Here is a 24,084-nt window from a genome sequence, read left to right as displayed (position 1 = left end):
CAGGCGCGACGGGCGCTCGCCGACGATGCTCGACGGGTGCCGGCGCGACTCAGACCATGAGCGGGCGGTCGGTCGGCTTGATCGGCGCCGGCAGGCTGGTCGAGCCCGTGAGGTAGCGGTCGACCGCCGCAGCGGCTGCCCGACCCTCGGCGATCGCCCACACGATGAGCGACTGGCCGCGGCCGGCGTCACCAGCCACGTAGACGCCCGGCACCGAGGAGGCGTAGGAGCCGTCGCGCGCTACGTTGCCACGCGGGTCGAGGTCGACACCGAGCTGCTCGAGCAGCCCGGCCTTCTCAGGCCCGACGAAGCCCATCGCGAAGAGGACCAGGTCGGCCATGATCTCGCGCTCGGTCCCCTCCTTCTCGACGAGGCGGCCCTCGACGAGCTCGACGTCGACGAGCTTCAGTGCCCGCACGTTGCCCTCGGCGTCGCCGAGGAACTCCTTGGTCGAGACCGCGTAGACGCGGTCGCCGCCCTCCTCGTGCGCCGAGGAGACCCGGAAGACCATCGGGTACGTCGGCCAGGGCTGCCCCGACGGTCGGTCGACCGGCGGCTCGGGCAGGATCTCCAGCTGCGTGATCGACGTGGCGCCCTGACGGATCGAGGTGCCGAGGCAGTCGGCGCCGGTGTCGCCGCCGCCGATGATGACGACGTGCTTGCCGGTCGCGGTGATCTGCCCGTCGACGCTCTGGCCCAGCGAGGACCGGTTCGCCTGCGGCAGGAACTCCATCGCCTGGTGGATGCCCTCGAGCTCGCGTCCAGGGACCTGCAGGTCGCGTGCCTCGGTCGAGCCCATGGCGAGTACGACGGCGTCGTACCGGTCGCGCAGCGCGGCGCCGGTGAGGTCCCCGCCGACGTCGACCCCGGTCCTGAAGACGGTGCCCTCGCGGCGCATCTGCTCCAGGCGCCGGTCGAGGTGCTTCTTCTCCATCTTGAACTCGGGGATGCCGTAGCGCAGCAGGCCGCCGATCGCGTCGGCGCGCTCATAGACGGCGACCGTATGGCCGGCCCGGGTGAGCTGCTGGGCGGCAGCCAGTCCGGCCGGGCCGGAGCCGACGACCGCGACCGTCTTGCCCGAGAGCCACTCCGGCGGCTGAGGCCGAACGAAGCCGGACTCCCAGGCACGGTCGATGATCGAGACCTCGACGTTCTTGATCGTCACCGGGTCGGAGTTGATGCCCAGCACGCACGCCGTCTCACACGGGGCCGGGCAGAGCCGGCCGGTGAACTCCGGGAAATTGTTGGTCGCGTGCAGGCGCTCGATCGCGCCCTCCCAGTCGTCGCGCCAGACCAGGTCGTTCCACTCCGGGATGATGTTGCCCAGCGGGCAGCCCTGGTGGCAGAACGGGATGCCGCAGTCCATGCAACGGCTCGCCTGGGTGTTGATGATCGGAAGCAGGGCCCGGCCGATGCCGTCCGGGTAGACCTCGTCCCAGTCCTTGACCCGCTCCTCGACCGGACGACGCGTCGCGACCTCACGGCCCGCCTTCAAGAAGCCCTTCGGGTCAGCCATCCTGCGTCACCCTTCCCCTGTCGTCGCGTCGCTCAGCCATGGAGGACCTCCATGATCCGGGCAGCCGCCTCGTCCTCGTCGAGGCCCTCCTCGAGGGCCTCCTCCTGGGCCTCGAGGACCCGCTTGTAGTCGCTGGGCATGACCAGGGTGAACCGGGTCAGCGCGGCCTCCCAGTCGCCGAGCAGCTCCTCGGCGACCTCGGAGCCGGTCTCCTCGAGGTGCTTGACCACCAGGGTCTTGAGCTCGTCGGCGTACTTCTTCGGAACCGGGCCGAGCTCGACGAGCTCGGTGTTGACCCGCTGGTGCTTGAGGTCGAGCACGAAGGCGTAGCCACCCGACATGCCGGCCGCGAAATTGCGGCCCGTCTTGCCGAGGACGACGACGCGGCCGCCGGTCATGTACTCGCACCCGTGGTCGCCCACACCCTCGGTCACGACCGTCGCACCGGAGTTGCGCACGCAGCACCGCTCCCCCACGCCGCCGCGGAGGAACATCTCGCCTGACGTGGCGCCGTAGCCGATGGTGTTGCCGGCGATGATGTGCTCGTCGGACCTGAAGGTGGCCGAGCGGTCGGGCCGCACGACGACCCGTCCGCCCGAGAGGCCCTTGCCGACGTAGTCGTTGGCGTCACCTTCGAGCCGAAGCGTGACGCCGGTCGGCAGGAACGCGCCGAACGACTGGCCCGCCGAGCCGGTGAAGGTGAGGTCGATCGTGCCGTCGGGCAGACCGGCGCCGCCGTACTTCTTCGTGACCTCGTGGCCGACGATCGTGCCGACGGTGCGGTTGACGTTCCGGATCGGGACCTGCGCCCGCACCGGCTCGCCTGACTCGATCGCGGGCCGGACCAGCGGCAGGAGCGTGGTGACGTCCAGCGACTTCTCCAGGGCGTGGTCCTGCGTCTTGGTCTGGCGCAGGTCCTGCCCGGCGAACTGCTCCGCCATCTGCACCTGGTGGAAGACGGGTGCCAGGTCGAGACCCGACGCCTTCCAGTGGTCGACGGCCTCGCGGGTGTCGAGCACGCCGACCTGGCCGATGGCCTCCTCGAGCGAGCGGAAGCCCAGCTCGGCGAGGATCTCGCGGACCTCCTCCGCGAGGTAGAGGAAGAAGTTGACGACGTGCTCGGCCTGGCCGGTGAACCGCTCGCGCAGGAGCGGGTTCTGCGTGGCCACGCCGACCGGGCAGGTGTCGAGGTGGCAGACCCGCATGAGGATGCACCCGGCGACCACCAGCGGCGCGGTCGCGAAGCCGTACTCCTCCGCGCCGAGCAGCGCGGCGATGACGACGTCGCGTCCGGTCTTGAGCTGGCCGTCGGTCTGCACCACGATCCGGTCCCGCAGACCGTTGAGGAGCAGCGTCTGCTGCGCCTCGGCGAGACCGAGCTCCCACGGACCGCCGGCGTGCTTGAGCGAGGTCAGCGGCGAGGCGCCGGTGCCCCCGTCGTGGCCGGAGATCAGCACCACGTCCGCGTGCGCCTTGGAGACGCCGGCGGCGACCGTGCCCACGCCGACCTCGGCGACCAGCTTCACGTGGACGCGGGCGGTCGGGTTGGCGTTCTTGAGGTCGTGGATCAGCTGAGCCAGGTCCTCGATGGAGTAGATGTCGTGGTGCGGCGGCGGGCTGATGAGGCCCACACCCGGCGTCGAGTGCCGGGTCTTGGCCACCCACGGGTACACCTTGTGGCCGGGCAGCTGCCCGCCCTCGCCCGGCTTCGCGCCCTGCGCCATCTTGATCTGGATGTCGTCGGCGTTGGTGAGGTACTCGCTGGTGACGCCGAACCGGCCGGAGGCGACCTGCTTGATCGCGCTGCGCCGCTTCGGGTCGTAGAGCCGCTCGGGGTCCTCGCCGCCCTCGCCGGTGTTGGACTTGGCGCCCAACATGTTCATGGCGATCGCGAGGGTCTCGTGCGCCTCCTGGGAGATCGACCCGTAGGACATCGCGCCCGTGGAGAACCGCTTGACGATCTCGCTCGCGGGCTCGACCTCGTCGATCGGGATCGGGCCGCGGCCGGTCTCCTCGGCGCCCTTGAAGCGGAACAGACCGCGCAGCGTCATCAGGCGCTCGGCCTGCTCGTCGACGCGCTGGGTGTACTGCTTGAAGATGTCGTAGCGCCCCGCTCGCGTCGCGTGCTGGAGCCGGAAGACGGTCTCAGGGTCGAAGAGGTGCGGCTCGCCCTCGCGGCGCCACTGGTACTCGCCGCCGATCGCGAGCTCACGGTGCGCGGGGGCGACGCCGTCGCGCGGGTACGCCGTCGCGTGCCGCTTGGCCACCTCCTCGGCGATCACGTCGAGCTCGATGCCGCCGAGCTTGGAGACGGTGCCGGTGAAGTATCGGTCCACCACCGACTGGGACAGGCCCACGGCCTCGAAGATCTGGGCGCCCATGTAGGAGGCCACCGTCGAGACGCCCATCTTGGACATCACCTTGAGCACGCCCTTGCCGAGCGCCTTGATGAGGTGCTTGACCGCGACCTCGGGCTCGACCTTGACGTAGTGACCCTCGCGGGCGAGGTCCTCGACCGACTCCATCGCGAGGTAGGGGTTGACGGCCGTGGCGCCGTACCCCACGAGCAGCGCGACGTGGTGCACCTCGCGGACGTCGCCCGCCTCGACCAGGAGACCCACCTGTGTGCGGGTCTTCTCGCGGACGAGATGGTGGTGGACGGCACCGGTGAGCAGGAGCGACGGGATCGGGGCGAGCTCGGCGGTCGAGTGACGGTCGCTGAGCAGGATGATGCGCGCACCGTCGGCGATCGCCTGCGAGACCTCGGCGCAGATCTCCTCGATGCGCGCCGCCATCGCGGCGCCGCCACCGTGGACGTCGTAGAGACCCCGGGAGACGTGCGCGATGAACCCCGGCATGTCGCCGTCGCGGTTGATCTGGCGGATCTTGGCCAGGTCGTCGTTGGAGATGACCGGGAACGGCAGGACGACCTGACGGCACGACGCCGGGCCCGGCTTGAGCAGGTTGGTCTCCGGTCCGATCGTGCCGGCGAGGCTCGTGACGAGCTCCTCGCGGATCGCGTCGAGCGGCGGGTTGGTGACCTGGGCGAAGAGCTGGGCGAAGTAGTCGAACAGCAGTCGCGGCTTGTCGCTCAGGGCCGCGATCGGCGAGTCCGTGCCCATCGAGCCGATCGGCTCGGCGCCCGTGTTCGCCATGGGCGTGAGGAGGATGCGCAGCTCCTCCTCGGTGTAGCCGAAGACCTGCTGGCGGCGGGTGACCGAGGCGTGCGTGTGGACGATGTGCTCGCGGTCGGGGACGTCCTCGAGTCGGATGAGGCCCGCGTGCAGCCACTCGTCGTAGGGCTGCTCGGCAGCGAGACCGGACTTGATCTCGTCGTCCTCGATGATCCGGTGCTCCTCGGTGTCGACGAGGAACATCCGGCCGGGCTGCATGCGGCCCTTGCGCACGACCTTGGCCGGGTCGATGCCGTCGAGCACGCCGGCCTCGGACGCGTAGACGACCAGGCCGTCGTCGGTCACCCAGTAGCGGCCCGGGCGCAGACCGTTGCGGTCGAGGACGGCCCCGACCTGCGCGCCGTCGGTGAAGACGACGTTGGCGGGGCCGTCCCACGGCTCCATGAGAGTGGAGTGGAACTCGTAGAAGGCGCGGCGCTGGGGATCCATCTCGCCGTGGTTCTCCCACGCCTCGGGGATCATCATGAGCACCGAGTGCGGCAGGCTGCGCCCACCCATGTGGAGCAGCTCCAGCACCTCGTCGAAGCTGGCCGAGTCGGAGGCGCCCGGGGTGCAGATCGGGAAGATCCGCTCGATGTCGCCCGGGATGAGCTCGGAGGCGAGCAGGGCCTCGCGCGCCCGCATCCAGTTGCGGTTGCCCATGACCGTGTTGATCTCGCCGTTGTGCGCGATGAAGCGGAACGGGTGGCTCAGCGGCCAGCTGGGGAACGTGTTGGTCGAGAAGCGCGAGTGCACCACGGCGATCGCCGAGGCCATCCGCTCGTCGCGCAGGTCGGGGAAGACGTCCGCGAGCTGCGCCGTCGTCAGCATGCCCTTGTAGACGAGCGTGCGGCCCGAGAGGGACGGGAAGTAGGCGTCGGTCTCGTGCTCGGCGCGCTTGCGCAGCACGAAGGCGAGGCGCTCCAGCGCCATGCCTGTCAGCCGCTGACCGGCACCGGCCACGAAGATCTGCTCGAAGGCCGGCATGACGGCCAGGGCCGTCGAGCCGAGGGTCGCCGGGTCCACCGGGACGGTGCGCCAGCCGAGGACGACGAGGCCCTCCTCGGCGGCGATCTCCTCGATGCGCTGCTTGTCCTTGGCCACCTGGCCTGCGTCGCCCGGCAGGAAGGCGGTGCCCACGGCGTACGCGCCCGCGGTCGGCAGGTCGCCGATCCCGCTCTCAGCGGCGACAGCGCGCAGGAACTCGTCGGGGACCTGGAGGAGGATGCCAGCGCCGTCCCCGGAGTTGACCTCGGCTCCCGCGGCACCGCGGTGGTCGAGGTTCTCCAGGGCGGTGATGCCCTGTCGGACGATCTCGTGGCTGGGGACGCCGGTCAGGGTCGCCACGAACGCCACGCCGCAAGCGTCACGCTCGAAACGCGGGTCGTAGAGGCCCTGAGGCGGGGGGAACGAGTGCGAGTAGGGCACCAGTGCTCTCCCGTCGACTTCGTGCACGCGCACGCGTCAGACCGGATCTCCGGCTGGGCGTGTGCCGTGCTGTTCGGCAAGGACTAGAAGTGCAAGGGACGGCATTGGCCCACGCGATACGCGAAGGTTACCACCGTGTGACACGAGATCGCACACGGCGGCCGGATCGGCCGGATCAGTCGGTCTCGGGCGCCGGGGCGCTCGACTCACTCCTCGGCTCGACGTAGACCTGCTCCTCGCGTCCGGGATGGGTCCGCAGGCTCCACACGAAGAACGCCAGGGCGGCGACGAACAGGACGAGGGAGGTCCACACGTTGAACCGGAGGCCGAGGACGTCGTGCAGCTCGACGGTGTCGATGCGCAACTGCTCGATCCAGAACCGGCCGGCCGTGTAGATCATCACGTAGAGCGCCAGGACCCGGCCGTAGCCGAGCCGGAAGCGACGCTCGAGCCAGAGGAGCAGGCAGAACCCGGCCAGGTTCCAGAGGCACTCGTAGAGGTAGGTCGGGTGGAACGTCGCGACGTGCTCGTATCCCGGCACCCGGTGGGCAGGGTCGATCTCGAGACCCCAGGGCAGGGTGGTCGGCTTGCCGTAGAGCTCCTGGTTGAACCAGTTGCCCCAGCGTCCGATCGCCTGGGCGACCAGGAGGGTCGGTGCGATGGTGTCGACGAGCGGCAGCATCCGGATCCCCTTGCGCCGCGCGCAGATGTAGGCACCGACGGCACCACCCGCGATGCCGCCCCAGATGCCGAGGCCGCCGTGCCAGACGTAGAGCGCGTTCCATGCGCTCTTGCCCGGCCCGAAGTAGAGGTCGTGGTCGGTGGCCACGTGGTACAGCCGCGCACCGACGATGCCGAAGGGCACGGCCCACAGCGCGACGTCCTGGATCTCGCCGGCCTTGCCCCCGCGCGCGACCCAGCGGCGCTCGCTCAGCCAGACAGCGACGACGATGCCGAGGACGATGCAGAGCGCATAGCCGCGCACCGGCACGGGCCCGAGATGCCAGACCCCTTGGGAGGGGCTGGGGATGCTCAGCGCAACGATCGAGGGAACAGTCATGAGTCCTTCGGGGCCTTCCCGTGGAGGATCGCCGTGATGTCGGCGGCGAACTGGGCCGAGGAGGTGTCCATGTCCCACAGCACCGTGCTCGTATGGTCAGGACCGATGGCCGTGACCTGGGTGCTGTGGGTGTTGAGGTCGTAGCCGCCGCTGGCCAGCTTCGTGCCGTCGGAGACGTAGACGGCGAGCGGCTTGGCGACGTCGACGATGGTCTGCAGCTTGCCGGTCAGGCCGATGAAGCGGGGGTCGTAGTGCCCGAGGTAGCCGCGCAGCACCGCCTCGGTGTCACGCGCCGGGTCGGTGGTGATGAAGACGACGTCCACCTTGTCCCGGTCGGCCTTGTCCAGGCGGGTCATCGCGCTGGCCAGGCTGGACATCACCATCGGGCAGATGTCCGGGCAGTGGGTGTAGCCGAAGAAGACCAGGGTCAGCGGCTTGGTGGTGCTCGTGGTGAGGGAGTACGGCGCGCCGGCGGTGTCGGTCAGCGGCGTGGCCGGGACCTGGTAGGGAGCGTGCGTGATCCCCGAGAACCTCACCTCGCCCCCGCCGCGGCAGGCGGTCAGGGCGAGCAGTGCGGCAACGAGTGTCGCGGCGAGCGCGCAGCGACGCCGCCTAGGCACGCCTGACGCCTGCGGCCAGGTCCTCCGTCAGCGCGGTGAGCGCGCTGAGCGCCGCGCGTCGGTCCCCCGCGTGGTCGAGCAGGGCACGGACGAAGGCACTGCCGACGATCACACCGTCGGCGTACGCCGCCACCGACGCCGCCTGGTCCCCATCGGAGACGCCGAGGCCCACTCCGACGGGCAGGTCGGTCGTCGACTTGGTCCGCGCGACGAGCGGCGCGGCGAGGTCGGACGTCGTCGTGCGGGCACCGGTCACCCCCATGACGGCGGTTGCGTAGACGAAGCCCCGGCAGGCCGCCGTCGTCATCGCGATCCGCTCGTCGGTGCTGGACGGGGCGACCAGGAAGATCTTGTCGAGGTCGTGCGCGTCGGCCGCCGAGATCCAGGCCTCGGCGTAGTCCGGGGTGATGTCGGGCGTGATCAGACCCGCACCTCCGGCGTTGGCGAGGTCGGCGGCGAACCGCTCGACGCCGTACTTCTCGACAGGGTTCCAGTAGGTCATCACGACGGTCGGCACGCCGGTCGCAGCCACCGCCTCGACGGTCCGGAGGACGTCGACCGTGCGCACGCCGCGGTCGAGAGCCTGCTGCGCCGCAGCCTGGATCGTGGGGCCGTCCATCACGGGGTCGCTGTAGGGCAGCCCGACCTCGATGACGTCGCATCCCGCGGCGACCATCGCGCGCAGCGCCTCGATGCCCCCGTCGACGTCGGGGAAGCCGGCCGGCAGGTAGCCGACCAGCGCCGCCCGGCCGTCGGCCTTCGCCTTCTCGAACGCGGTGCGCGTGCTCATCCCTCGGCCCCCAGCTTGAACCACTCCATCGCCGTGCCCATGTCCTTGTCGCCGCGCCCGCTCAGGCTGACCAGGATGGTCGCGCCCTCGGGCAGCTCCGGCGCGACCCGTAGCGCCCCGGCCACGGCGTGGGCCGACTCGATGGCCGGGATGATGCCCTCGGTCCGCGCCAGCAGCGAGAAGGCCTCCATGGCCTCGGTGTCGGTGACCGGCTGGTAGGACGCCCGACCGCTCTTGGCCAGCCATGAGTGCTGCGGCCCGACGCCGGGATAGTCCAGGCCGGCCGAGATCGAGTGCGACTCGATGGTCTGCCCGTCGGAGTCCTGCAGGACGAAGGTGCGCGCCCCGTGCAGAACGCCGGCGTCGCCCGCGGTGATCGTGGCGGCGTGGCGGCCGGTCTCGTAGCCGTCGCCCCCGGCCTCGAAGCCGTAGATGCGCACGTCGGCGTCGTCGAGGAAGGCCGTGAAGAGGCCGATCGCGTTCGACCCACCCCCGACGCAGGCAGCGATGGCGTCCGGCAGGGCGCCGTACTGCTCCAGCACCTGAGCTCGTGCCTCATCACCGATGCCGCGGGTCAGGTCGCGCACGAGCGTGGGGAACGGGTGCGGTCCGGCGGCCGTGCCGAAGAGGTACGCCGTCGTGTCGACGCTGGCGACCCAGTCGCGCAGCGCCTCGTTGATCGCGTCCTTGAGCGTCGCGCTGCCCGAGTCGACAGCGATGACCTCCGCGCCCAGCAGCTGCATCCGCGCCACGTTGAGCGCCTGGCGCTCGGTGTCGACCTTGCCCATGTAGACGGTGCAGTCGAGCCCGAAGTACGCCGCGGCGGTCGCGCTGGCGACCCCGTGCTGACCGGCGCCGGTCTCGGCGATGACGCGGGTCTTGCCCATCCGGCGCGTCAGCAGCGCCTGGCCGAGCACGTTGCGGATCTTGTGCGCGCCGGTGTGGTTGAGGTCCTCCCGCTTGAGCAGGATGCGTCGCCCCACCTTCTCCGAGAGGCGCTTGGCCTCGTAGAGCGGACTGGGCAGGTTGGCGTAGTCGCGCAGGATGGCGTCGAACTCGGCGACGAACTCGGGGTCGGCCTTGGCCTGCTGCCAAGCCAGGTCGAGCTCGTCGAGCGCCTTCATGAGCGCCTCCGGCATGAACTTCCCGCCGAAGCCCTCGGCAGGTCCGCCGAACCAGCCGCGGGCGTCGGCGTCATACGACGTGTGCTCGTTGAGGTGGGTCGTCATGGCGTCACTCCTGTCATGCTGCGCACGGCGGCCTCCGGGTCGCCGTCCTTCACGAGCGCCTCGCCGACGAGCACCGCTCGGGCGCCCTCGCCGACATACCGCTTCACGTCGGTGGGCCCGAAGATGCCCGACTCGGCGACCTTGACGCGGTCGTCCGGGATGAGCGGAGCGAGCCGGCCGAAGGCGTCCTCGTCGATGGCGAGCGTCTTGAGGTTGCGCGCGTTGACGCCGACCAGCTCGGCGCCGAGGGAGACCGCGCGTTCGGTCTCGATCTCGTCGTGGACCTCGACCAGCACGGTCAGGCCGAGCTCGCGTGCGGTGTCGTGCAGGCGGCGGAGCTCCTCGTCGTCGAGGGCGGCGACGATGAGGAGCGCCAGGTCGGCGCCCGCGGCCCGCGCCTCGAGGAGCTGATAGGCCTCGACGATGAAGTCCTTGCGCAGGATCGGGACGTCGACGGCCGCCCGCACCGAGCGCAGGTCCTCGAGACTGCCTCCGAAGCGGCGCTGCTCGGTCAGGACGCTGATCGCGGCCGCTCCCCCGCGCTGGTAGGCGAGGGCGAGCTCGGCGGGGTCGGGGATGTCGGCCAGCGCACCCTTGCTCGGGCTCCTGCGCTTCACCTCGGCGATCACGCTGCTGCCGGCGGCACGGAAGTGCGGCATCGGGTCACGGGGCGGGTCGACGTCGGCGACCGCCGCACGCAGATCGGCCTCGCTCGTCCCGGCCCGGCGCTCCTCGAGGTCGGTGCGCACTCCGGCGATGATCTCGCCGAGCACGCCGTCTACCTGGCCCACTGCTTCCCTCTCGTTCCTCGCCGGCCGCACCGGCGACCTCCCGAGTGTTTCATGCCGCGCCAGTGCGTCATTCCCCGCCCGGGAGCCGCTGAGACAGATAGTGTCCGGCTGACTCTCGGCCGTAGCGCCGCAACTTCGCGAAAGGACCCTGATGAGCTACGGGACTCCCCCGCCTCCTCCCCCGCCGGGGTACGGCATGCCGCAGTACGGCGCGCCGGCCCCCAACCACCGCCGTGCCGTGCTCATCCTCGTGCTCGGCATCCTCAGCATCCCCTGCTGCGGCTTCCTCACCGGCATCCCCGCGATCGTCATGGGGCGCCGAGCACTCGACGAGATCGACCGCTCCGGCGGTGCGATCGGCGGCCGAGGGATGGTCAACGCCGGCTACATCTGCGGCATCGTCGGCACGGTGCTGTCGATCATCGGCATCGTTGTCCGCATCATCCTGGCCGCGAACAGCTGAGCACATGAGCTACGGATCTCCACCTCCGTCGGGCTACGGCTCGCCGTATCCGGGATATGGCCCTCAGCCGCCGAACCACCCGCAGGCGACGACCATCCTGGTCCTGGGCATCCTGAGCCTCGCCGTCTGCGGCATCCTCGGCATCCCGGCCTGGGTGATGGGCAACCGCGTCCTGCGCGAGATCGACTCCTCGGGCGGCGCCATCGGCGGACGCGGCAGCGTGCAGGCTGGCCGGATCTGCGGGATCGTCGCCACGGTGCTGCTCGCCCTCGGCGTGGTGTTCGTGATCGGCATCTTCGCCCTGATCGCCATCGGCGCGGTCACCTCGACGTCGACGACCTGAGCCCCGCCATACTCCTCAGGGCGCGAGCCACGCGCCCTGGGGAGTGTTGCGCAGGACGAAGAAGGTCAGCGCCACCACACCGCCGGCCCACCACAGCGCACGGCGCACCCTCTCTGGGAGCTGACGCGCAGGGGCTCCGCGCCAGGCCCGGACCGCCCACAGCGCGAGCAGGACCGTCGCCACGGGGATGCCCAGCGTGACCAGCAGGTTGCTCGAGGCGGCCGCCTTGACCTGGCCGTTCGTCAGGTCGTTGACCGCCCGCAGGCCGCCGCAGCCTGGGCAGTAGATCCCGAGCAGGGACAGCGGGCACACGCCCCAGCTGCCGCGCTGGTGCGGGTCGCGCAGATGCAGCGCGAGGGTGGCGGCCGCGAGGCTGCCGATGGTGACGAGCGGGGCGCGCAGTCGCTCCCGCCGCGTCAGCGGCGCCTGCGGAGCGACCAGCGCCGTCATCGGACTAGTGGCTGCCGTGGAAGCCGAGCTTGGCGAGGACGCCGAAGACGATGCCGGCGATGACGACGAGTGCCGCGCCGATCCAGAAGATCACGTAGTTGACCGGGTCGAGCATGAGGCCGACGCTGCCGACGACGAAGCCCAGCAGGGCCACAGAGACGGCGCTCCAGGCGGCCGGGGTGTTGCCGTGGCTGTCGGACATGCGGGGCTCCTTCAAGACGTTCGACGTGCGTAGCGAGTGGAAGTCTATTCGGGCCGCTCGGACGACGGCGGACTGGTCGGGTCATGACCCTGGTCGAGCGACTTCCAGACGTCCAGGCTCGAACGCTCGGCCAGCGGCACCCGGGCGTCGCGCTCCGCGGCGCTGGCACCAGCGGGTGCGTCGTATCGCCGGCCCATCTCGGGCCAGCCGGGCGCCTTGGCGACCGCGATGCCGGCGGCGACGAACGAGACGAGGCAGCCCACGACGGCCAGCCATGGCCACACCGTGCCCACCGAGTCAGCGTGGGTCTGCAGGAGGTGGCGGCGCGTCCCCCAGACCCCGAGCACGGGTGCGATCGACGCGATCGCGGCCAGCACGGCGACGGCACGGCGCAACAGCCCGCGGGTCACGAGGAAGACGCCCCACGCCGCCAGCGCGACCAGCGCGAGCGCCGTGGTCGCCGGGCTGTCGAGACTGACCCCCACGGAGGCGATGGGGTCGCCGCCGGCATGGATCCTCACCCAGTCCTGCGCTCCGGCGTACGCCGCCAGGCCTGCGCCCGCGACACCCAGGACGACGGTCGGCCAGAACGGCCTCATGAGAGCAGGTCGGCGTCGAAGCAGGTGCGGTCGCCGGTGTGGCAGGCGGCGCCCTCCTGGTCGACCTTGACCAGCAGCGTGTCCCCGTCGCAGTCGAGCCGGACCTCCTTGACCCACTGACGGTGGCCGGAGGTCTCGCCCTTGACCCAGTACTCCTGGCGGCTGCGCGACCAGTACGTCGCCCGGCCGGTGCTCAGTGTGCGGGCGAGCGCCTCGTCGTCCATCCAGCCCAGCATGAGCACCTCGCCGGTGTCGTGCTGCTGGACGACCGCGGGGACGAGGCCGTCCGAGGTGCGCTTGAGGCGCGCGGCGATGGCGGCGTCGAGATCGGTCACGCCCCGATTATCCCCTGCTGGGCCACCCACGAGCGGTGCAGGCGGTCGTAGACGGACCCCGCGTGCGTGACCAGCTCGCGGTGCGGGCCGCGCTGGACGATCCGACCGGCGTCGACGACGACGACCTCGTCGGCCGCCTCGGCGGTGCTGAGCCGGTGCGCGATCGTGACGCTGGTGCGACCCGCCATCAACCGCTCCAGCGCGCGGCCGATCCGCATCTCCAGGGCGGGGTCGACGGCGCTGGTCGCCTCGTCCAGGACGAGGAGGTCCGGGTCGGCCAGCTGGGCGCGGAGCAGGGCCACGAGCTGCCGCTCGCCTGCGCTCAGCGACTCGCCGCGCTGGCCCGCGCGGGTCTCGAGACCATGAGGAAGGGCAGCCAACCAGTCGCCGAGCCCGAGCTCGTCAGCCGCCGCGCGGATGGCGTCATCGGTCGCGTCCAGGCGGCCATAGCGTGCGTTGGCCGCGATCGTGTCGTCGAAGAGGAAGCCCTCCTGCGGCACGAGCACCACGCTGTTGCGCAGGCTGTCCTGGCGCACCTCTCGAAGATCGGTCCCGTCCAGCAGCACGGTGCCCTCCGTCGGGTCCATCAGGCGGGTGAGCAGCTTGGCGATCGTCGACTTGCCGCTGCCGGTCTCCCCGACCACTGCGACGCGCCGGCCGGCCGGGATGGCCAGATCGATGTCGTGCAGGACCGGACGCCCGCCGGGATAGGCGAACCCGACCCGGTCGAACCGCACCTCGATCGGACCACGTGGCAGCGTCGCGCCGCCCTCGCCGGGATCGACGAGGTCGGCGGGCGTCTCGAGGATGCCGATCACGCGCCGCCAGCTGGCGACGGCGTTCTGCCCGTCGGTGAGGATCTGGGTGCCCATCTGGACCGGGCCCACGAAGAGGGTCACCAGGAACGCGAACGCGAGCACCTTGCCGGCGGTCAGGTCGACGCCGGCCTCCGTGCCCAGCCAGACACCGACGAGCAGCACGCCGGCGTTGGCGAAGCCGGCGGAGACGCCACCCAGGGAGAACGAGAAGACCGTGAACTGCTGGGCCTTCGTCTGGGCGGCCATGTTGGCCTCGACAGCCGCATCGATCCGCTGCTGGGTCCGGGCCTCGACGGCGTACGCCTTCACGACGGCTGCGCCGACCACCGGCTCGGAGACGGCGGAGAGCAGCGAGCCCACGGTGTGGCGCACGACGGTGTAGGCCTCGCTGAGCCTGCGCTGGAACCAGCGGATGCTGAGGAAGAGCGGCGCGAAGCAGACCCACACCACGATCGCGAGCTGCCAGGAGTAGATGACCATGACGACGGTCGCCACGAGCATCTGCCCGACGCTCACCACGAACAGCAGACCGCCGAAGACGAGGAACTGGCTGATCTGGTCGACGTCGCTCGTCACCCGGCTGACCAGGGCGCCGCGACGCTCGGTGTTCTGGGTGAGCATCGGCAGGTCGTGGACGTGCCGGAAGGCCTTGGTCCGCAGGCTGGCGAGCCCACGCTCGGAGGCGGTGAAGAGCCGGCTCGTCATCAGGTACGACGACCACCCGGTGACGACGATCGCCACGGCGCTGATCGCGGTGGCGACCAGCGTGAAACGGAGGTCGACCCCGCCCTCGGCTCCGATGCCCTTGTCGAGGGTCTGCTGGACCGTGATCGGCACGACCACCTGACCGGCGCTGGCGAGAATCGCCAGCAGAAGCGTCACGCGGATCCCGACCGTCAGTTCAGGTGAGTGCCGCACCCCGCGGCGCAGCGTCTCGATTGCGCCGAGCTCGGCGCCGGTGCTCATCTGGCTCACTCGACCCCGACCTCCTCGCCGTGGGCCTCCGCCTCGTAGGCGTTCACGAGCTCGGCATAGTCGGCGTTGCGCTCGAGGAGCTCGGCATGGGTGCCGCGGTCGGCGATGCGGCCGTCCGCGAGCAGCACGACCTCGTCGGCCAGCCCGATGGTCGCCTTCCGGTAGGCGACGACGACGAGGGTGCTGTCGTGATGCTCGCGCAGGCCTGCCAGGATCCTCTGCTCGACCTCCGGGTCGACCGCCGAGGTGGCGTCGTCGAGGATGAGCAGGCGGGGGTGGCGGACGAGAGCGCGAGCCAGGGAGATCCGCTGGCGCTGGCCGCCGGAGAGGCTGGTGCCCCGCTCGCCGAGCCTGGTGTCGAGCCCCTCGGCCAGAGCGGCCACGAAGCCGTCGCCCTGCGCGATGCGCAAGGCGGCCCAGACCTCCTCGTCGGCGATGTCCGCGCCGAGGGTGATGTTGCCGCGCACCGTGTCGTCGAAGAGGAACGCGCTCTGCGGGACCACGGCGACGGCGGTGGCGAGCTCGCCGGCGGCGAGGTCGCGCAGGTCGGTGCCGTCGATCCTCACCCGACCGTCGTCGGGGTCGACCAGGCGGCTCAGGAGCGTCGTCAGCGTGCTCTTCCCGGCCGCCGTCGCACCGACGACGGCGACGGTCCGGCCGGGCTCGGCCTCGAAGGTCACCTCGCGCAGCACCGGCTGGCCGGGCGCGTAGGCGAAGGCGACGGCCTCGACGCTCAGTCGGGCACCCGCGTCGCTGGGCGCGAGCCGTCGGGCGCCGTACGGCAGGGAGCCGGTGGCGTCCAGCACCGCTCGCACGCGGCGCCAGCCCACGACGCTGCGCGGGAACTCACCCAGCAGCCAGCCGATCGAGCGGATCGGGAAGGAGACGATGGTGAGCAGATAGGAGACGGTCACGACGTCGCCGGCCACCGTCGCACCGCTGCGGACCCGTGCGGCGCCGACGAGGAGGACGACCAGCACGCCGAGGTTCGGCAGGGCGGCGAGCGCCGGGTCGAACGCCGCTCGGATCCGGCCCGCACGGATGTTGATGTCGCGCAGCTGCGTCGCCTTGCGAGCGAAGCGCGCGGTCTCCTCCGGCTCACGGCCGAGCGTCTTGACGACCAGGGCGCCGTCGAAGGACTCGTGCGCGACCTCGCTGAGCTCGGCGCGCAGCTGCTGTGCGCGCGTCATCAGCGGGGAGCTGTAGCGCTGGTAGACGAGGTTGGCGATCACCACCGCGGGGAAGACGAGCAACCCCACCAGCGCCAGCACGACGTCGGCGGCGAACATCTGCACGACGGCGATCACCATCATCACGACCGTGCCGACGGCCATCGGCAGCGGCGCGATCGGCCCCCACGCCGCCTCGACGTCGGAGTTGGCGTTGCTGAGCAGCTCCCCGGCGGGGTGACGCTGGTGCCACTCCATCGGCAGCTTCAGATACTGCCGGGTGACGGCGCGCCGTGTGTGCGCCTGCATCCGATACTGCATGACGCCCGCGCCCAGCCGCCTCGCGACGATGCCGACCGCGCGCAGGATCGCCACGCCGACGAAGAGGCCGAGCACCGCCCACATCGCCGCCGCGCCGACGTGCTCGCCGTTGAACGCCGGCAGCAGCACGTGGTCGGTCGACCAGCCCAGCACCCAGGCGTCGGCGACGGTGAGCAGCCCGAACAGTGCGCTTCCGATCGTCGACAGGGTGAAGAGCCAGCGCTCGCGCTTGATGGCGACCCACAGCACCTTGAAGCCGTCGAGGGTGGTGGCGCGCCTACTCGGTCCCTCGCCACTCACAAGGGGCGAGTCTAGTGACCACTACTGTCGAGACCGTGCTGACCTCCTTCATTCCGCGACCGTTCGCCCACTCGCTCGCCGCCCGCGAGCGCGACGAGCTGTGCGATCTCGCGCTCGCCGTCGGCGGATCCGCCCCGACGATGTGCGACGGGTGGTCGGTCAAGGACCTCGTGGTGCATCTGCTCGTCCGCGAGCGCAAGCCGTGGACCTCCCTCGGGGACGTGGTGCCCTCGGTGGTCGCCTCGACCGAGAGCGCATCGGCCGAGCTCGCGCACCTCGATCTCGCGTCACTGGTGACGCGACTTCGATCGGTGCCGTTGCCCCTCGCGGTCCTCGACCCTGTCGTCAACGGGATGGAGCTCTTCGTGCACCACGAGGACGTCCGCCGTGCCCAGCCGACCTGGTCCGTGCGATCGCTCTCCGCTCGCGACGAGCGGCACCTGTGGCTCGCAGCCACGACCGTCGGCCGGCTCTCGGTGCGCCGAGCCGGCGTGCCGGTCGCCATCGAGTCCGGCTCGCGCCGCGCCGTGCTGCGTGGGGGCGACTCGCCCGTCGTGGTCTCCGGGCCGGTGTCGGAGGTGCTGCTGTTCCTGGCAGGCCGGTCCGCGGTGAGCGGGCTTTCGTTCGATGGTCCCGCCGAGCGGGTGGATCAACTGCGTTCGGCGCAGATGTCCATCTGAGCGGCGCTGACCACCGCTTCGCACAGCCCAACAGAGTGGAACTTTCCCCATTTATTGGGCGGACATGCCTATGCGCGCGGGCCACCCTTGGCCCGTGCCTTCACGTCAGCGTCAGCCACCGCCCTCGTACTTCCGAGCCGCAGAGCTGCTGGGGCGCCGCGTCACTGAGCGCCGGACGGCCCTCGGCATGACCCAGGAGCAGCTGGCCGAGCGCACCGGCATCTCGCGCAACCAGATCCAGAACATCGAGAAGAACCGCAACAACTCCAAGGATCCGGTGACCGGGATGCCCGGGCCGGGAAACGCCCGTCTGGACACGATCTTCCTGTTGGCGGAGGCGCTGGAGACCAGTCCGCTTCTCCTCATCGACCCCGAGGGCTGATCCTGGCGCGCCTCGTTTGCCGTCGAGTCGATGCGCGACGCGCTCAGTCGGCTGGCAGGTCGGGCAGAAGGCGACGGAGGTCGACGGCCACCACGCCGCACTCCCCGACCCGGACCTCACCTGACCGCTCCTCATCGTCGAGCTCGAGGATCACAGATGGGATGCCGTGGTCGTACTCGACCACCGTGAGAGTCCGGTGTTCACGGTCGAGGAGCCAGTACTGTCCAGCGCCGGTGCGCGCATACTCCTCGCGTTTGCGCAGAGTGTCCTCGGCCCGTGTCGAGCGGGAGGTGATCTCGACGACGATGATGGGTGGCTGCTCGGCCCAGACGCTGTCCTCCTCCGCAGGCAGAACCATCACGTCCGGTATGCGCAAGCCGTTTCGCGCGGTCCGAAGCCCCGCCTCCTGGACGATGACGAGGTCCGGGAGCGACACGGCGAACAAGACCCCGAGCCGCGACGCGACGGCCTGGCCGTCACAGGCTCGTCGAGGCAGGCACGCGTGCGCAAAGAACTCTCCACAGGCGACGCCGGCAACGCCGTCGCGGGCCGCCTCTGTGGACAGCGTCCGTGAGGACGACCCCACGCCTCCGCTCGTGGCAGACAGCTCAGCGGACGACGTCGTAGCGCAGCTGCACGAACTGTCCGGTCCGGCCCACCTCGGCCAAGCGCAGGGCGGCGGACTCGATCCGGCGGGGCAGGAGCGGGGCACCTGAGCCGAGCGTCACGGCGGCGACCGACAGCATCAGCTCGTCCAGCAGCCCGGCGTCGTGGAACTGGCCGGCCAGGTCTCCCCCACCGACGATCCAGACGTCCTTGTCGCCGGCCGCGTCGCGGATCGCGCCGATGTGCTGCGAGACGGGACCGGACACGATCCGGATGTCCGCGCCCGGCACGAGTGGCAGGTCCTCGCGCGAGGAGAACACGAACGTGGCGCGGTCGCCGTAGAACTGCTGCCACTTCTCAGGTGCGTCGAGGAGGCTCTCCTGCTCAAGGACCCAGCGGTAGGTCGTGGACCCCTCGACCATGACGCCGACGCCCTCGACGAAGGCCTCCAAGGCGCTCATCGAGTCGTCGCCCCCGTCGACGGCGAAGAGCCAGTCGAGTGAGTTGTCGGCGTCGGCCAGGAAGCCGTCGAGCGATGTCGCCGTGGCGTAGACGAACCGGGTCACGGCCCCGAGCCTAGGGCGCTGCTCGGAGGGCGGGCCACCGTCAGCCGCTCAGCGAACGGTCGCCCCGGCCGCGCGCAGGGCGTCCTTCGCCTCGCTGATGCGGACCTTGCCGAAGTGGAAGATCGTGGCGGCGAGGACGGCGTCCGCGCCCGCTTCGACCGCCGGCCCGAAGTGCTCGGCGGCACCGGCACCACCGGACGCGATGACGGGGATCGAGACCTCGCGGCGCACCGCTCGGATCAGGTCCAGGTCGAAGCCGTCCTCGGTGCCGTCGGCGTCCATGGCGTTGAGGAGGATCTCCCCCGCCCCCAGCTCGGCCGCGCGTGCGGCCCACTCGAGGGCGTCGATGCCGGCCGACTGCCGCCCACCGTGGGTCGTCACCTCGAAGCCAGACGGAGTGCCGGCAGCGCGACGAGCGTCGACCGAGAGGACGAGCACCTGGTTGCCGAACCGGTCGGCGACCTCGGCGATCAGCTCCGGACGACGGATGGCGGCGGTGTTGATCGCCACCTTGTCGGCACCGGCTCGCAGCAGCCGGTCCACGTCCTCGACCGAGCCCACGCCGCCCCCGACGGTGAGGGGGATGAAGACCTGCTCGGCGGTCGCCGAGACGATCTCCATGGTGGTCGCGCGACCCTCGTGCGAGGCCGAGATGTCGAGGAACGTCAGCTCGTCGGCGCCCTCGGCGTCGTACACCTTCGCCAGCTCCACCGGGTCGCCCGCGTCGCGCAGGTCCTGGAAGTTGATGCCCTTGACCACCCGCCCGCCGTCGACGTCGAGGCACGGGATGACTCGGACCGCCAGGCTCATGACGTCTCGCCCCGGGTCTCCTGCAGCGCCTCGCTCAGGGAGAGCGACCCGGTGTAGAGCGCGGTCCCGGCGATCGCGCCCTCGACGCCGAGCGGCACGAGCTCCATGAGCGCGCGGATGTCCTCGATGGTCGTGACCCCGCCCGACGCCACCACGGGCGCCGGTGTGGCAGCGCAGACGTCCCGCAGGAGCTGCAGGTTCGGCCCCTGCAGCATGCCGTCCTTGTTGACGTCGGTGACGACGTAGCGGGCGCAGCCCTCGGAGTCGAGGCGCGCGAGGGTCTCGTAGAGGTCGCCGCCCTCCTGGGTCCAGCCGCGGGCGGCCAGAGTGGTGCCGCGGACGTCGAGTCCGATGGCCACGCGGTCGCCGTACGTCGCGATGGCGCGCGCGCACCACTCCGGCTTCTCCAGCGCGGCGGTGCCGATGTTGACGCGGCGGCAGCCGGTCGCCATCGCCGCCTCCAGCGACTCGTCGTCGCGGATGCCACCGCTCATCTCGACCTTGATGTCGAGCCGGCCCACGATCTCGGCCTGGAGCGAGCGGTTCTCGCCGTGCCCGAACGCCGCGTCGAGGTCGACGAGGTGGATCCACTCGGCGCCCAGCTCCTGCCACCGCAGGGCCGCCTGGATGGGGTCGCCGAAGCGCTTCTCGGAGCCGTCGACGCCCTGCACCAGCTGGACGGCCTGGCCGCCCTTGATGTCGACGGCGGGGAGGAGCTCGAGGTAGTCAGACAATGCGGTTCCTAGACTCGGTCGAACAGGACATCAGGCGGCCTTCAGCGACTGCACCCAGTTGCGCAGGAGCGCGGCCCCGGCGTCGCCCGACTTCTCCGGGTGGAACTGGGTCGCCCACAGGGGGCCGTTCTCCACAGCGGCCACGAAGCGGTCGCCCCCCTCGTCCGGCGACCCCGTCTCGGCCCAGGTGACCAGCGGCGCCCGGGTCCGGTCGTTGGTGACCAGGTCCCACGACCGCACGGCGTAGGAGTGCACGAAGTAGAACCGCTGGTCCTCGATGCCGGCGAACGCGGCCGAGCCCTCGGGGACCTCGACGGTGTTCCAGCCCATGTGCGGCACGATCGGCGCCTGGAGCCGCTCGACGACGCCCGGCCACTCGTCGCAGCCCTCGGTCTCGACCCCATGCTCGACGCCTCGTGCGAACAGGATCTGCATGCCCACGCAGATGCCGAGCACGGGCCGGCCGCCCGAGAGCCGGCGACCCACGATCCGGTCGCCCTTGATGGCGCGCAGGCCGGCCATGCAGGCGGCGTACGCGCCGACGCCGGGGACCAGCAGCCCGTCGGCGTCGAGCGCCTCGTCGAAGTCGCCGGTCAGCGTCACCGACGCGCCGGCGCGCTCGACCGCACGCACCGCTGAGCGAAGGTTGCCGGAGCCGTAGTCGAGGACGACGACGCTCGGTGCCCCCACTAGAGCGTGCCCTTGGTCGACGGCACGCCCGTCTCGCGCGGGTCCAGCGCGATCGCGTCGCGGAAGGCCCGTGCGAACGCCTTGAACTGCGTCTCCACCAGGTGGTGCGGGTCTCGGCCGGCCAGCACCCGGACGTGCAGGGCGAGGTGGGCGTGGAAGGCGATGGTCTCGAAGACGTGGCGGGTGAGCGAGCCGCCATAGCCGGGTCCACCAGTGCCGTCGTTGCCGATGGTGACGTAGACCTGGCCCTCCGGCTCGCCGGTGTGGACGCAGTAGGGCCGGCCCGAGACGTCGACGACGGCCTGCACCAGCGCCTCGTCGAGCGGCACCGTCGCGTCTCCGAAGCGCCGGATGCCGCGCTTGTCACCGAGAGCCTCGCGCAGCGCCTGGCCGAGGACGATCGCGGTGTCCTCGACGGTGTGGTGCGCGTCGATGTGGGTGTCGCCCTCGGTCTGCACCGTCAGGTCGACCAGCGCGTGCCGAGCGAACGCGGTCAGCATGTGGTCGTAGAACCCGACGCCGGTGGAGATGTCGTGACGGCCTGTGCCGTCGAGGTCGAGCTCGACGAGCACCTTCGACTCCGACGTGGCTCGTTCGATCCGTGCGGTCCTGCCGGTCATGCCAACACCTCTGTCAGTGCGTTCTTGAATGCGTCCATCTCGGCGGCGGTGCCGATCGACACCCGCAGCCAGCCGTCGGGGCCGACCTCCCGGATCAGCACGCCGCGGTCGAGCAGCCCCTGCCAGACGGCATGGCGGTCCGCGAAGCGCCCGAACAGCACGTAGTTGGCGTCCGAGTCGGCGACCTCGTGGCCCTGCTCGCGCAGCCAGTCGACGGTCCTGTCCCGCTCGCCGCGCAGCTCGTCCACCTTGCCGAGCAGCTCCGGCGCGTGTCGCAGGGCCGCCACCGCGACAGCCTGCGTGACCGCCGAGAGGTGGTAGGGCAGCCGCACGACGCGGATCGCGTCGGTGATCGCGGGATGCGCCGCCAGGTAGCCCAGCCGCAGGCCCGCACCGGCGAAGGCCTTGGACATCGTCCGGGTCACCACGAGGTTGCGGTGGGTCGCCAGCGACTCCAGCGCGCTCGGCACGCCGGATCGGCGGAACTCGCCGTAGGCCTCGTCGACCACCACGATCCCGTCGTCGCCGACGGCCTCGCACAGCACACCGATCGCCTCGGGCGGCAGTGCTGTCCCCGTCGGGTTGTTGGGGCTCGGGAGCAGGACGACGCTCGGGCGCACCTCGCCCACGAGGGCGCGCGCCTTGTCGAGGTCGAGGCTGAAGTCGGCCTCGCGGGCACCGGCGAGCCACTCGGTGTGGGTGTCGCGCGCATACTCTGGATACATCGAGTACGTCGGCGCGAAGCTCACCGCCGTGCGCCCCGGCCCACCGAAGGCCTGCAGGAGCTGGAGCATGACCTCGTTGGAGCCGTTCGCCGCCCACACCATGTCCGCGGTGACAGGCGCGTCCCCCGAGAGGTACGCCGCCAGGGCGGTGCGCAGCTCGCTGAACTCCCGGTCGGGGTAGCGGTTGAGCGTCGCCGCCGCCCGCGCCGCCGCCTCGGCGATGTCCGCGATGCACTCCGGCGAAGGACCGTACGGGTTCTCGTTGACGTTGAGCTGGACGGGCACGTCGAGCTGCGGAGCGCCGTACGGCGCGATGCCGGCCAGCTCGGGCCGGATCGGAGGCCACACCGTCGGCGAGCCTGGATCGTCGACCGCGCTCATGACTCGAACCGGACGCGCACCGCCGCGCCGTGGCCGGGCAGGTCCTCCGCCTCGGCGAGCGTGACGACGTGGTCCTTGACGCCCTCGAGCCCCTCGCGGGAGTAGTCGATCACGTGGATCGACTTGGTGAAGGCGCGCACGGACAGCCCGGAGGAGTGACAGGCACACCCACCGGTCGGCAGCACGTGGTTGGAGCCGGCGGCGTAGTCGCCCAGGCTCACTGGAGCGAACGGCCCGATGAAGACGGCGCCGGCGTTGGCCACCCGCGCCGCCCACTCGTGCGCATCCCGGGTCTGGATCTCCAGGTGCTCGGCGGCGTAGGCGTTGACGACGGCCAGACCCTGCTCCAGGTCGTCGACGAGCACGATGCCCGACTGGGTGCCCGAAAGCGCCGTGCGGATCCGCTCGACGTGCTTGGTCGCGGCGACCTGCTTGTCGAGCTCGGCCTCCACGTCGCTGGCGAGACTCTCGCTGTCGGTGACCAGCACCGAGGCGGCCAGCGGGTCGTGCTCGGCCTGCGAGATCAGGTCGGCGGCGACGTAGGCGGGGTCCGCGGTCTCGTCCGCCAGGATGGCGATCTCGGTCGGTCCGGCCTCGGAGTCGATGCCCACCTGACCCTTCAGCAGCCGCTTCGCCGTGACCACGTAGATGTTGCCCGGACCGGTCACCAGGTCCACCCGCTCACACGGCCCGACGCCGTAGGCGAACATGGCGATCGCCTGGGCCCCTCCGACCGCGTAGACCTCCTCCACCCCGAGCAGCGCGCACGCCGCGAGGATGGTCGGGTGCGGCAGGCCCCCGAACTCGGCCTGCGGCGGCGAGGACAGGGCGATCGACGAGACGCCGGCCACCTGGGCCGGCACGACGTTCATGAGCACGCTCGAGACCAGCGGCGCCAAGCCGCCGGGGACGTAGAGACCGACGCGGCCGACGGGGACCTTGCGGTGGGTCACGCGGGCGCCGGGTGCGAGGTCGGTGACGGCGTCGGACTCGAGCTCGTTCGCACACGTCGTCCGGAGCCGCTGGATGGACTCCTCCAGGCCGGCGCGGACGGCGGGGTCGAGGTCGGCGAGCGCGGTCGAGAGCGCGGTCGCGGGCACCCTGATGTCGGTCAGCTCGACGTGGTCGAAACGCTCGCTGAGCTCGAGGATCGCCTCGACGCCACGCGCGGCGATGTCGTCCAGGATCGGCTGGACGACATGTGCCGCGGCCTCGACGTCGAACTCGGCGCGCGGCACGGCCGAGCGGTAGTCGACGGGCGCTCCCGTGGAGGAGGCGCCACGCAGGTCGAGGCGGCGGATGGTCATG

At 71.1% G+C, this 24,084-nt stretch carries 25 protein-coding genes; 4 read left to right on the top strand and 21 right to left on the bottom strand.

The genetic code is table 11. The features are described from left to right. Positions 1-49: 49 nt before the first annotated feature. From ACYQ1K_RS06410 to trpC, 7 genes are all read right to left on the bottom strand, one after another. On the bottom strand, positions 50-1,516 hold the full coding sequence (locus tag ACYQ1K_RS06410) for a glutamate synthase subunit beta (protein WP_459981995.1): 1,467 nt from the start codon (positions 1,514-1,516) through the stop codon (positions 50-52). A gap of 32 nt (positions 1,517-1,548) precedes the next feature. Beyond that, positions 1,549-6,117: a glutamate synthase large subunit gene (gltB, locus tag ACYQ1K_RS06405; RefSeq protein ID WP_459982186.1), complete on the bottom strand. Its 4,569-nt coding sequence runs from the start codon at positions 6,115-6,117 to the stop codon at positions 1,549-1,551. A gap of 175 nt (positions 6,118-6,292) precedes the next feature. Next, positions 6,293-7,177: a prolipoprotein diacylglyceryl transferase gene (gene lgt / locus ACYQ1K_RS06400; protein ID WP_459981994.1), complete on the bottom strand. Its 885-nt coding sequence runs from the start codon at positions 7,175-7,177 to the stop codon at positions 6,293-6,295. Continuing rightward, complete coding sequence (locus ACYQ1K_RS06395; protein WP_459981993.1) at positions 7,174-7,797, bottom strand: SCO family protein; 624 nt, start codon at positions 7,795-7,797, stop codon at positions 7,174-7,176. The genes lgt and ACYQ1K_RS06395 overlap by 4 nt, the downstream gene beginning before the upstream one ends. Beyond that, entirely contained in the window at positions 7,790-8,587 is a 798-nt protein-coding gene (gene trpA, locus ACYQ1K_RS06390) for a tryptophan synthase subunit alpha (RefSeq protein WP_459981992.1), read from the bottom strand. The genes ACYQ1K_RS06395 and trpA overlap by 8 nt, the downstream gene beginning before the upstream one ends. Next, the gene (gene trpB / locus ACYQ1K_RS06385) at positions 8,584-9,816 is read right to left on the bottom strand and encodes a tryptophan synthase subunit beta (protein ID WP_459981991.1); all 1,233 of its coding nucleotides are present in this window, start codon (positions 9,814-9,816) and stop codon (positions 8,584-8,586) included. The genes trpA and trpB overlap by 4 nt, the downstream gene beginning before the upstream one ends. Next, a complete protein-coding gene (trpC, locus tag ACYQ1K_RS06380; RefSeq protein WP_459981990.1) occupies positions 9,813-10,607 on the bottom strand; it encodes an indole-3-glycerol phosphate synthase TrpC in 795 nt (264 codons plus the stop codon). The genes trpB and trpC overlap by 4 nt, the downstream gene beginning before the upstream one ends. Positions 10,608-10,758: 151 nt before the next feature. On the opposite strand from trpC, the gene ACYQ1K_RS06375 reads away from it, so the two are divergent. Further along, positions 10,759-11,070, top strand: coding sequence for a DUF4190 domain-containing protein (locus ACYQ1K_RS06375; RefSeq protein WP_459981989.1), 312 nt, complete (start codon positions 10,759-10,761; stop codon positions 11,068-11,070). 4 nt (positions 11,071-11,074) lie between these two features. Next, a complete protein-coding gene (locus ACYQ1K_RS06370) occupies positions 11,075-11,413 on the top strand; it encodes a DUF4190 domain-containing protein (protein ID WP_459981988.1) in 339 nt (112 codons plus the stop codon). A 15-nt stretch (positions 11,414-11,428) separates the two neighbouring features. Here ACYQ1K_RS06370 and ACYQ1K_RS06365 read toward each other — a convergent pair whose 3' ends face one another. The 6 genes from ACYQ1K_RS06365 to ACYQ1K_RS06340 are packed head-to-tail and all read right to left on the bottom strand — an operon-like array spanning position 11,429 to position 16,582. Next, positions 11,429-11,863 (bottom strand): DUF2752 domain-containing protein, encoded by a 435-nt coding sequence (locus ACYQ1K_RS06365; RefSeq protein WP_459981987.1) that lies wholly within the window; start codon positions 11,861-11,863, stop codon positions 11,429-11,431. A gap of 4 nt (positions 11,864-11,867) precedes the next feature. After that, a complete protein-coding gene (locus ACYQ1K_RS06360; RefSeq protein ID WP_459981986.1) occupies positions 11,868-12,065 on the bottom strand; it encodes an HGxxPAAW family protein in 198 nt (65 codons plus the stop codon). A 44-nt stretch (positions 12,066-12,109) separates the two neighbouring features. Continuing rightward, the gene (locus ACYQ1K_RS06355; protein WP_459981985.1) at positions 12,110-12,664 is read right to left on the bottom strand and encodes a Trp biosynthesis-associated membrane protein; all 555 of its coding nucleotides are present in this window, start codon (positions 12,662-12,664) and stop codon (positions 12,110-12,112) included. After that, positions 12,661-12,999: a phosphoribosyl-AMP cyclohydrolase gene (gene hisI, locus ACYQ1K_RS06350; RefSeq protein ID WP_459981984.1), complete on the bottom strand. Its 339-nt coding sequence runs from the start codon at positions 12,997-12,999 to the stop codon at positions 12,661-12,663. The genes ACYQ1K_RS06355 and hisI overlap by 4 nt, the downstream gene beginning before the upstream one ends. Then, positions 12,996-14,783, bottom strand: coding sequence for an ABC transporter ATP-binding protein (locus ACYQ1K_RS06345; RefSeq protein ID WP_459982185.1), 1,788 nt, complete (start codon positions 14,781-14,783; stop codon positions 12,996-12,998). Before ACYQ1K_RS06345 ends, hisI begins: the two co-directional genes overlap by 4 nt. Before the next feature lie 5 nt (positions 14,784-14,788). Further along, the gene (locus ACYQ1K_RS06340) at positions 14,789-16,582 is read right to left on the bottom strand and encodes an ABC transporter ATP-binding protein (protein WP_459981983.1); all 1,794 of its coding nucleotides are present in this window, start codon (positions 16,580-16,582) and stop codon (positions 14,789-14,791) included. Positions 16,583-16,617: 35 nt separating this feature from the next. Here ACYQ1K_RS06340 and ACYQ1K_RS06335 point away from each other — a divergent pair, with 35 nt between their 5' ends. Further along, positions 16,618-17,262, top strand: coding sequence for a TIGR03085 family metal-binding protein (locus tag ACYQ1K_RS06335; protein ID WP_459981982.1), 645 nt, complete (start codon positions 16,618-16,620; stop codon positions 17,260-17,262). 94 nt (positions 17,263-17,356) lie between these two features. After that, a complete protein-coding gene (locus tag ACYQ1K_RS06330) occupies positions 17,357-17,644 on the top strand; it encodes a helix-turn-helix domain-containing protein (protein WP_459981981.1) in 288 nt (95 codons plus the stop codon). A gap of 43 nt (positions 17,645-17,687) precedes the next feature. On the opposite strand, the gene ACYQ1K_RS06325 is transcribed toward ACYQ1K_RS06330, so the two are convergent. The 8 genes from ACYQ1K_RS06325 to hisD are packed head-to-tail and all read right to left on the bottom strand — an operon-like array spanning position 17,688 to position 24,083. Beyond that, on the bottom strand, positions 17,688-18,230 hold the full coding sequence (locus tag ACYQ1K_RS06325; protein ID WP_459981980.1) for a Uma2 family endonuclease: 543 nt from the start codon (positions 18,228-18,230) through the stop codon (positions 17,688-17,690). 22 nt (positions 18,231-18,252) lie between these two features. Further along, entirely contained in the window at positions 18,253-18,816 is a 564-nt protein-coding gene (locus tag ACYQ1K_RS06320; protein ID WP_459981979.1) for a dihydrofolate reductase family protein, read from the bottom strand. Between the two features lie 48 nt (positions 18,817-18,864). Then, positions 18,865-19,626, bottom strand: coding sequence for an imidazole glycerol phosphate synthase subunit HisF (gene hisF / locus ACYQ1K_RS06315; RefSeq protein ID WP_459981978.1), 762 nt, complete (start codon positions 19,624-19,626; stop codon positions 18,865-18,867). After that, positions 19,623-20,360, bottom strand: coding sequence for a bifunctional 1-(5-phosphoribosyl)-5-((5-phosphoribosylamino)methylideneamino)imidazole-4-carboxamide isomerase/phosphoribosylanthranilate isomerase PriA (gene priA, locus ACYQ1K_RS06310; protein WP_459981977.1), 738 nt, complete (start codon positions 20,358-20,360; stop codon positions 19,623-19,625). The genes hisF and priA overlap by 4 nt, the downstream gene beginning before the upstream one ends. Positions 20,361-20,390: 30 nt before the next feature. Beyond that, entirely contained in the window at positions 20,391-21,050 is a 660-nt protein-coding gene (gene hisH, locus ACYQ1K_RS06305) for an imidazole glycerol phosphate synthase subunit HisH (protein ID WP_459981976.1), read from the bottom strand. After that, positions 21,050-21,670: an imidazoleglycerol-phosphate dehydratase HisB gene (gene hisB, locus ACYQ1K_RS06300; protein ID WP_459981975.1), complete on the bottom strand. Its 621-nt coding sequence runs from the start codon at positions 21,668-21,670 to the stop codon at positions 21,050-21,052. The genes hisH and hisB overlap by 1 nt, the downstream gene beginning before the upstream one ends. Next, a complete protein-coding gene (locus ACYQ1K_RS06295; protein ID WP_459981974.1) occupies positions 21,667-22,776 on the bottom strand; it encodes a histidinol-phosphate transaminase in 1,110 nt (369 codons plus the stop codon). Before ACYQ1K_RS06295 ends, hisB begins: the two co-directional genes overlap by 4 nt. Continuing rightward, positions 22,773-24,083: a histidinol dehydrogenase gene (gene hisD / locus ACYQ1K_RS06290; protein ID WP_459981973.1), complete on the bottom strand. Its 1,311-nt coding sequence runs from the start codon at positions 24,081-24,083 to the stop codon at positions 22,773-22,775. The genes ACYQ1K_RS06295 and hisD overlap by 4 nt, the downstream gene beginning before the upstream one ends. Position 24,084 lies beyond the last annotated feature (1 nt).

This window comes from Nocardioides sp. AN3 (genome assembly GCF_054653495.1).
The sequence above is the reverse complement of the archived record's forward strand: the minus strand, read 5'-3'. Positions and strand labels throughout refer to the sequence as shown.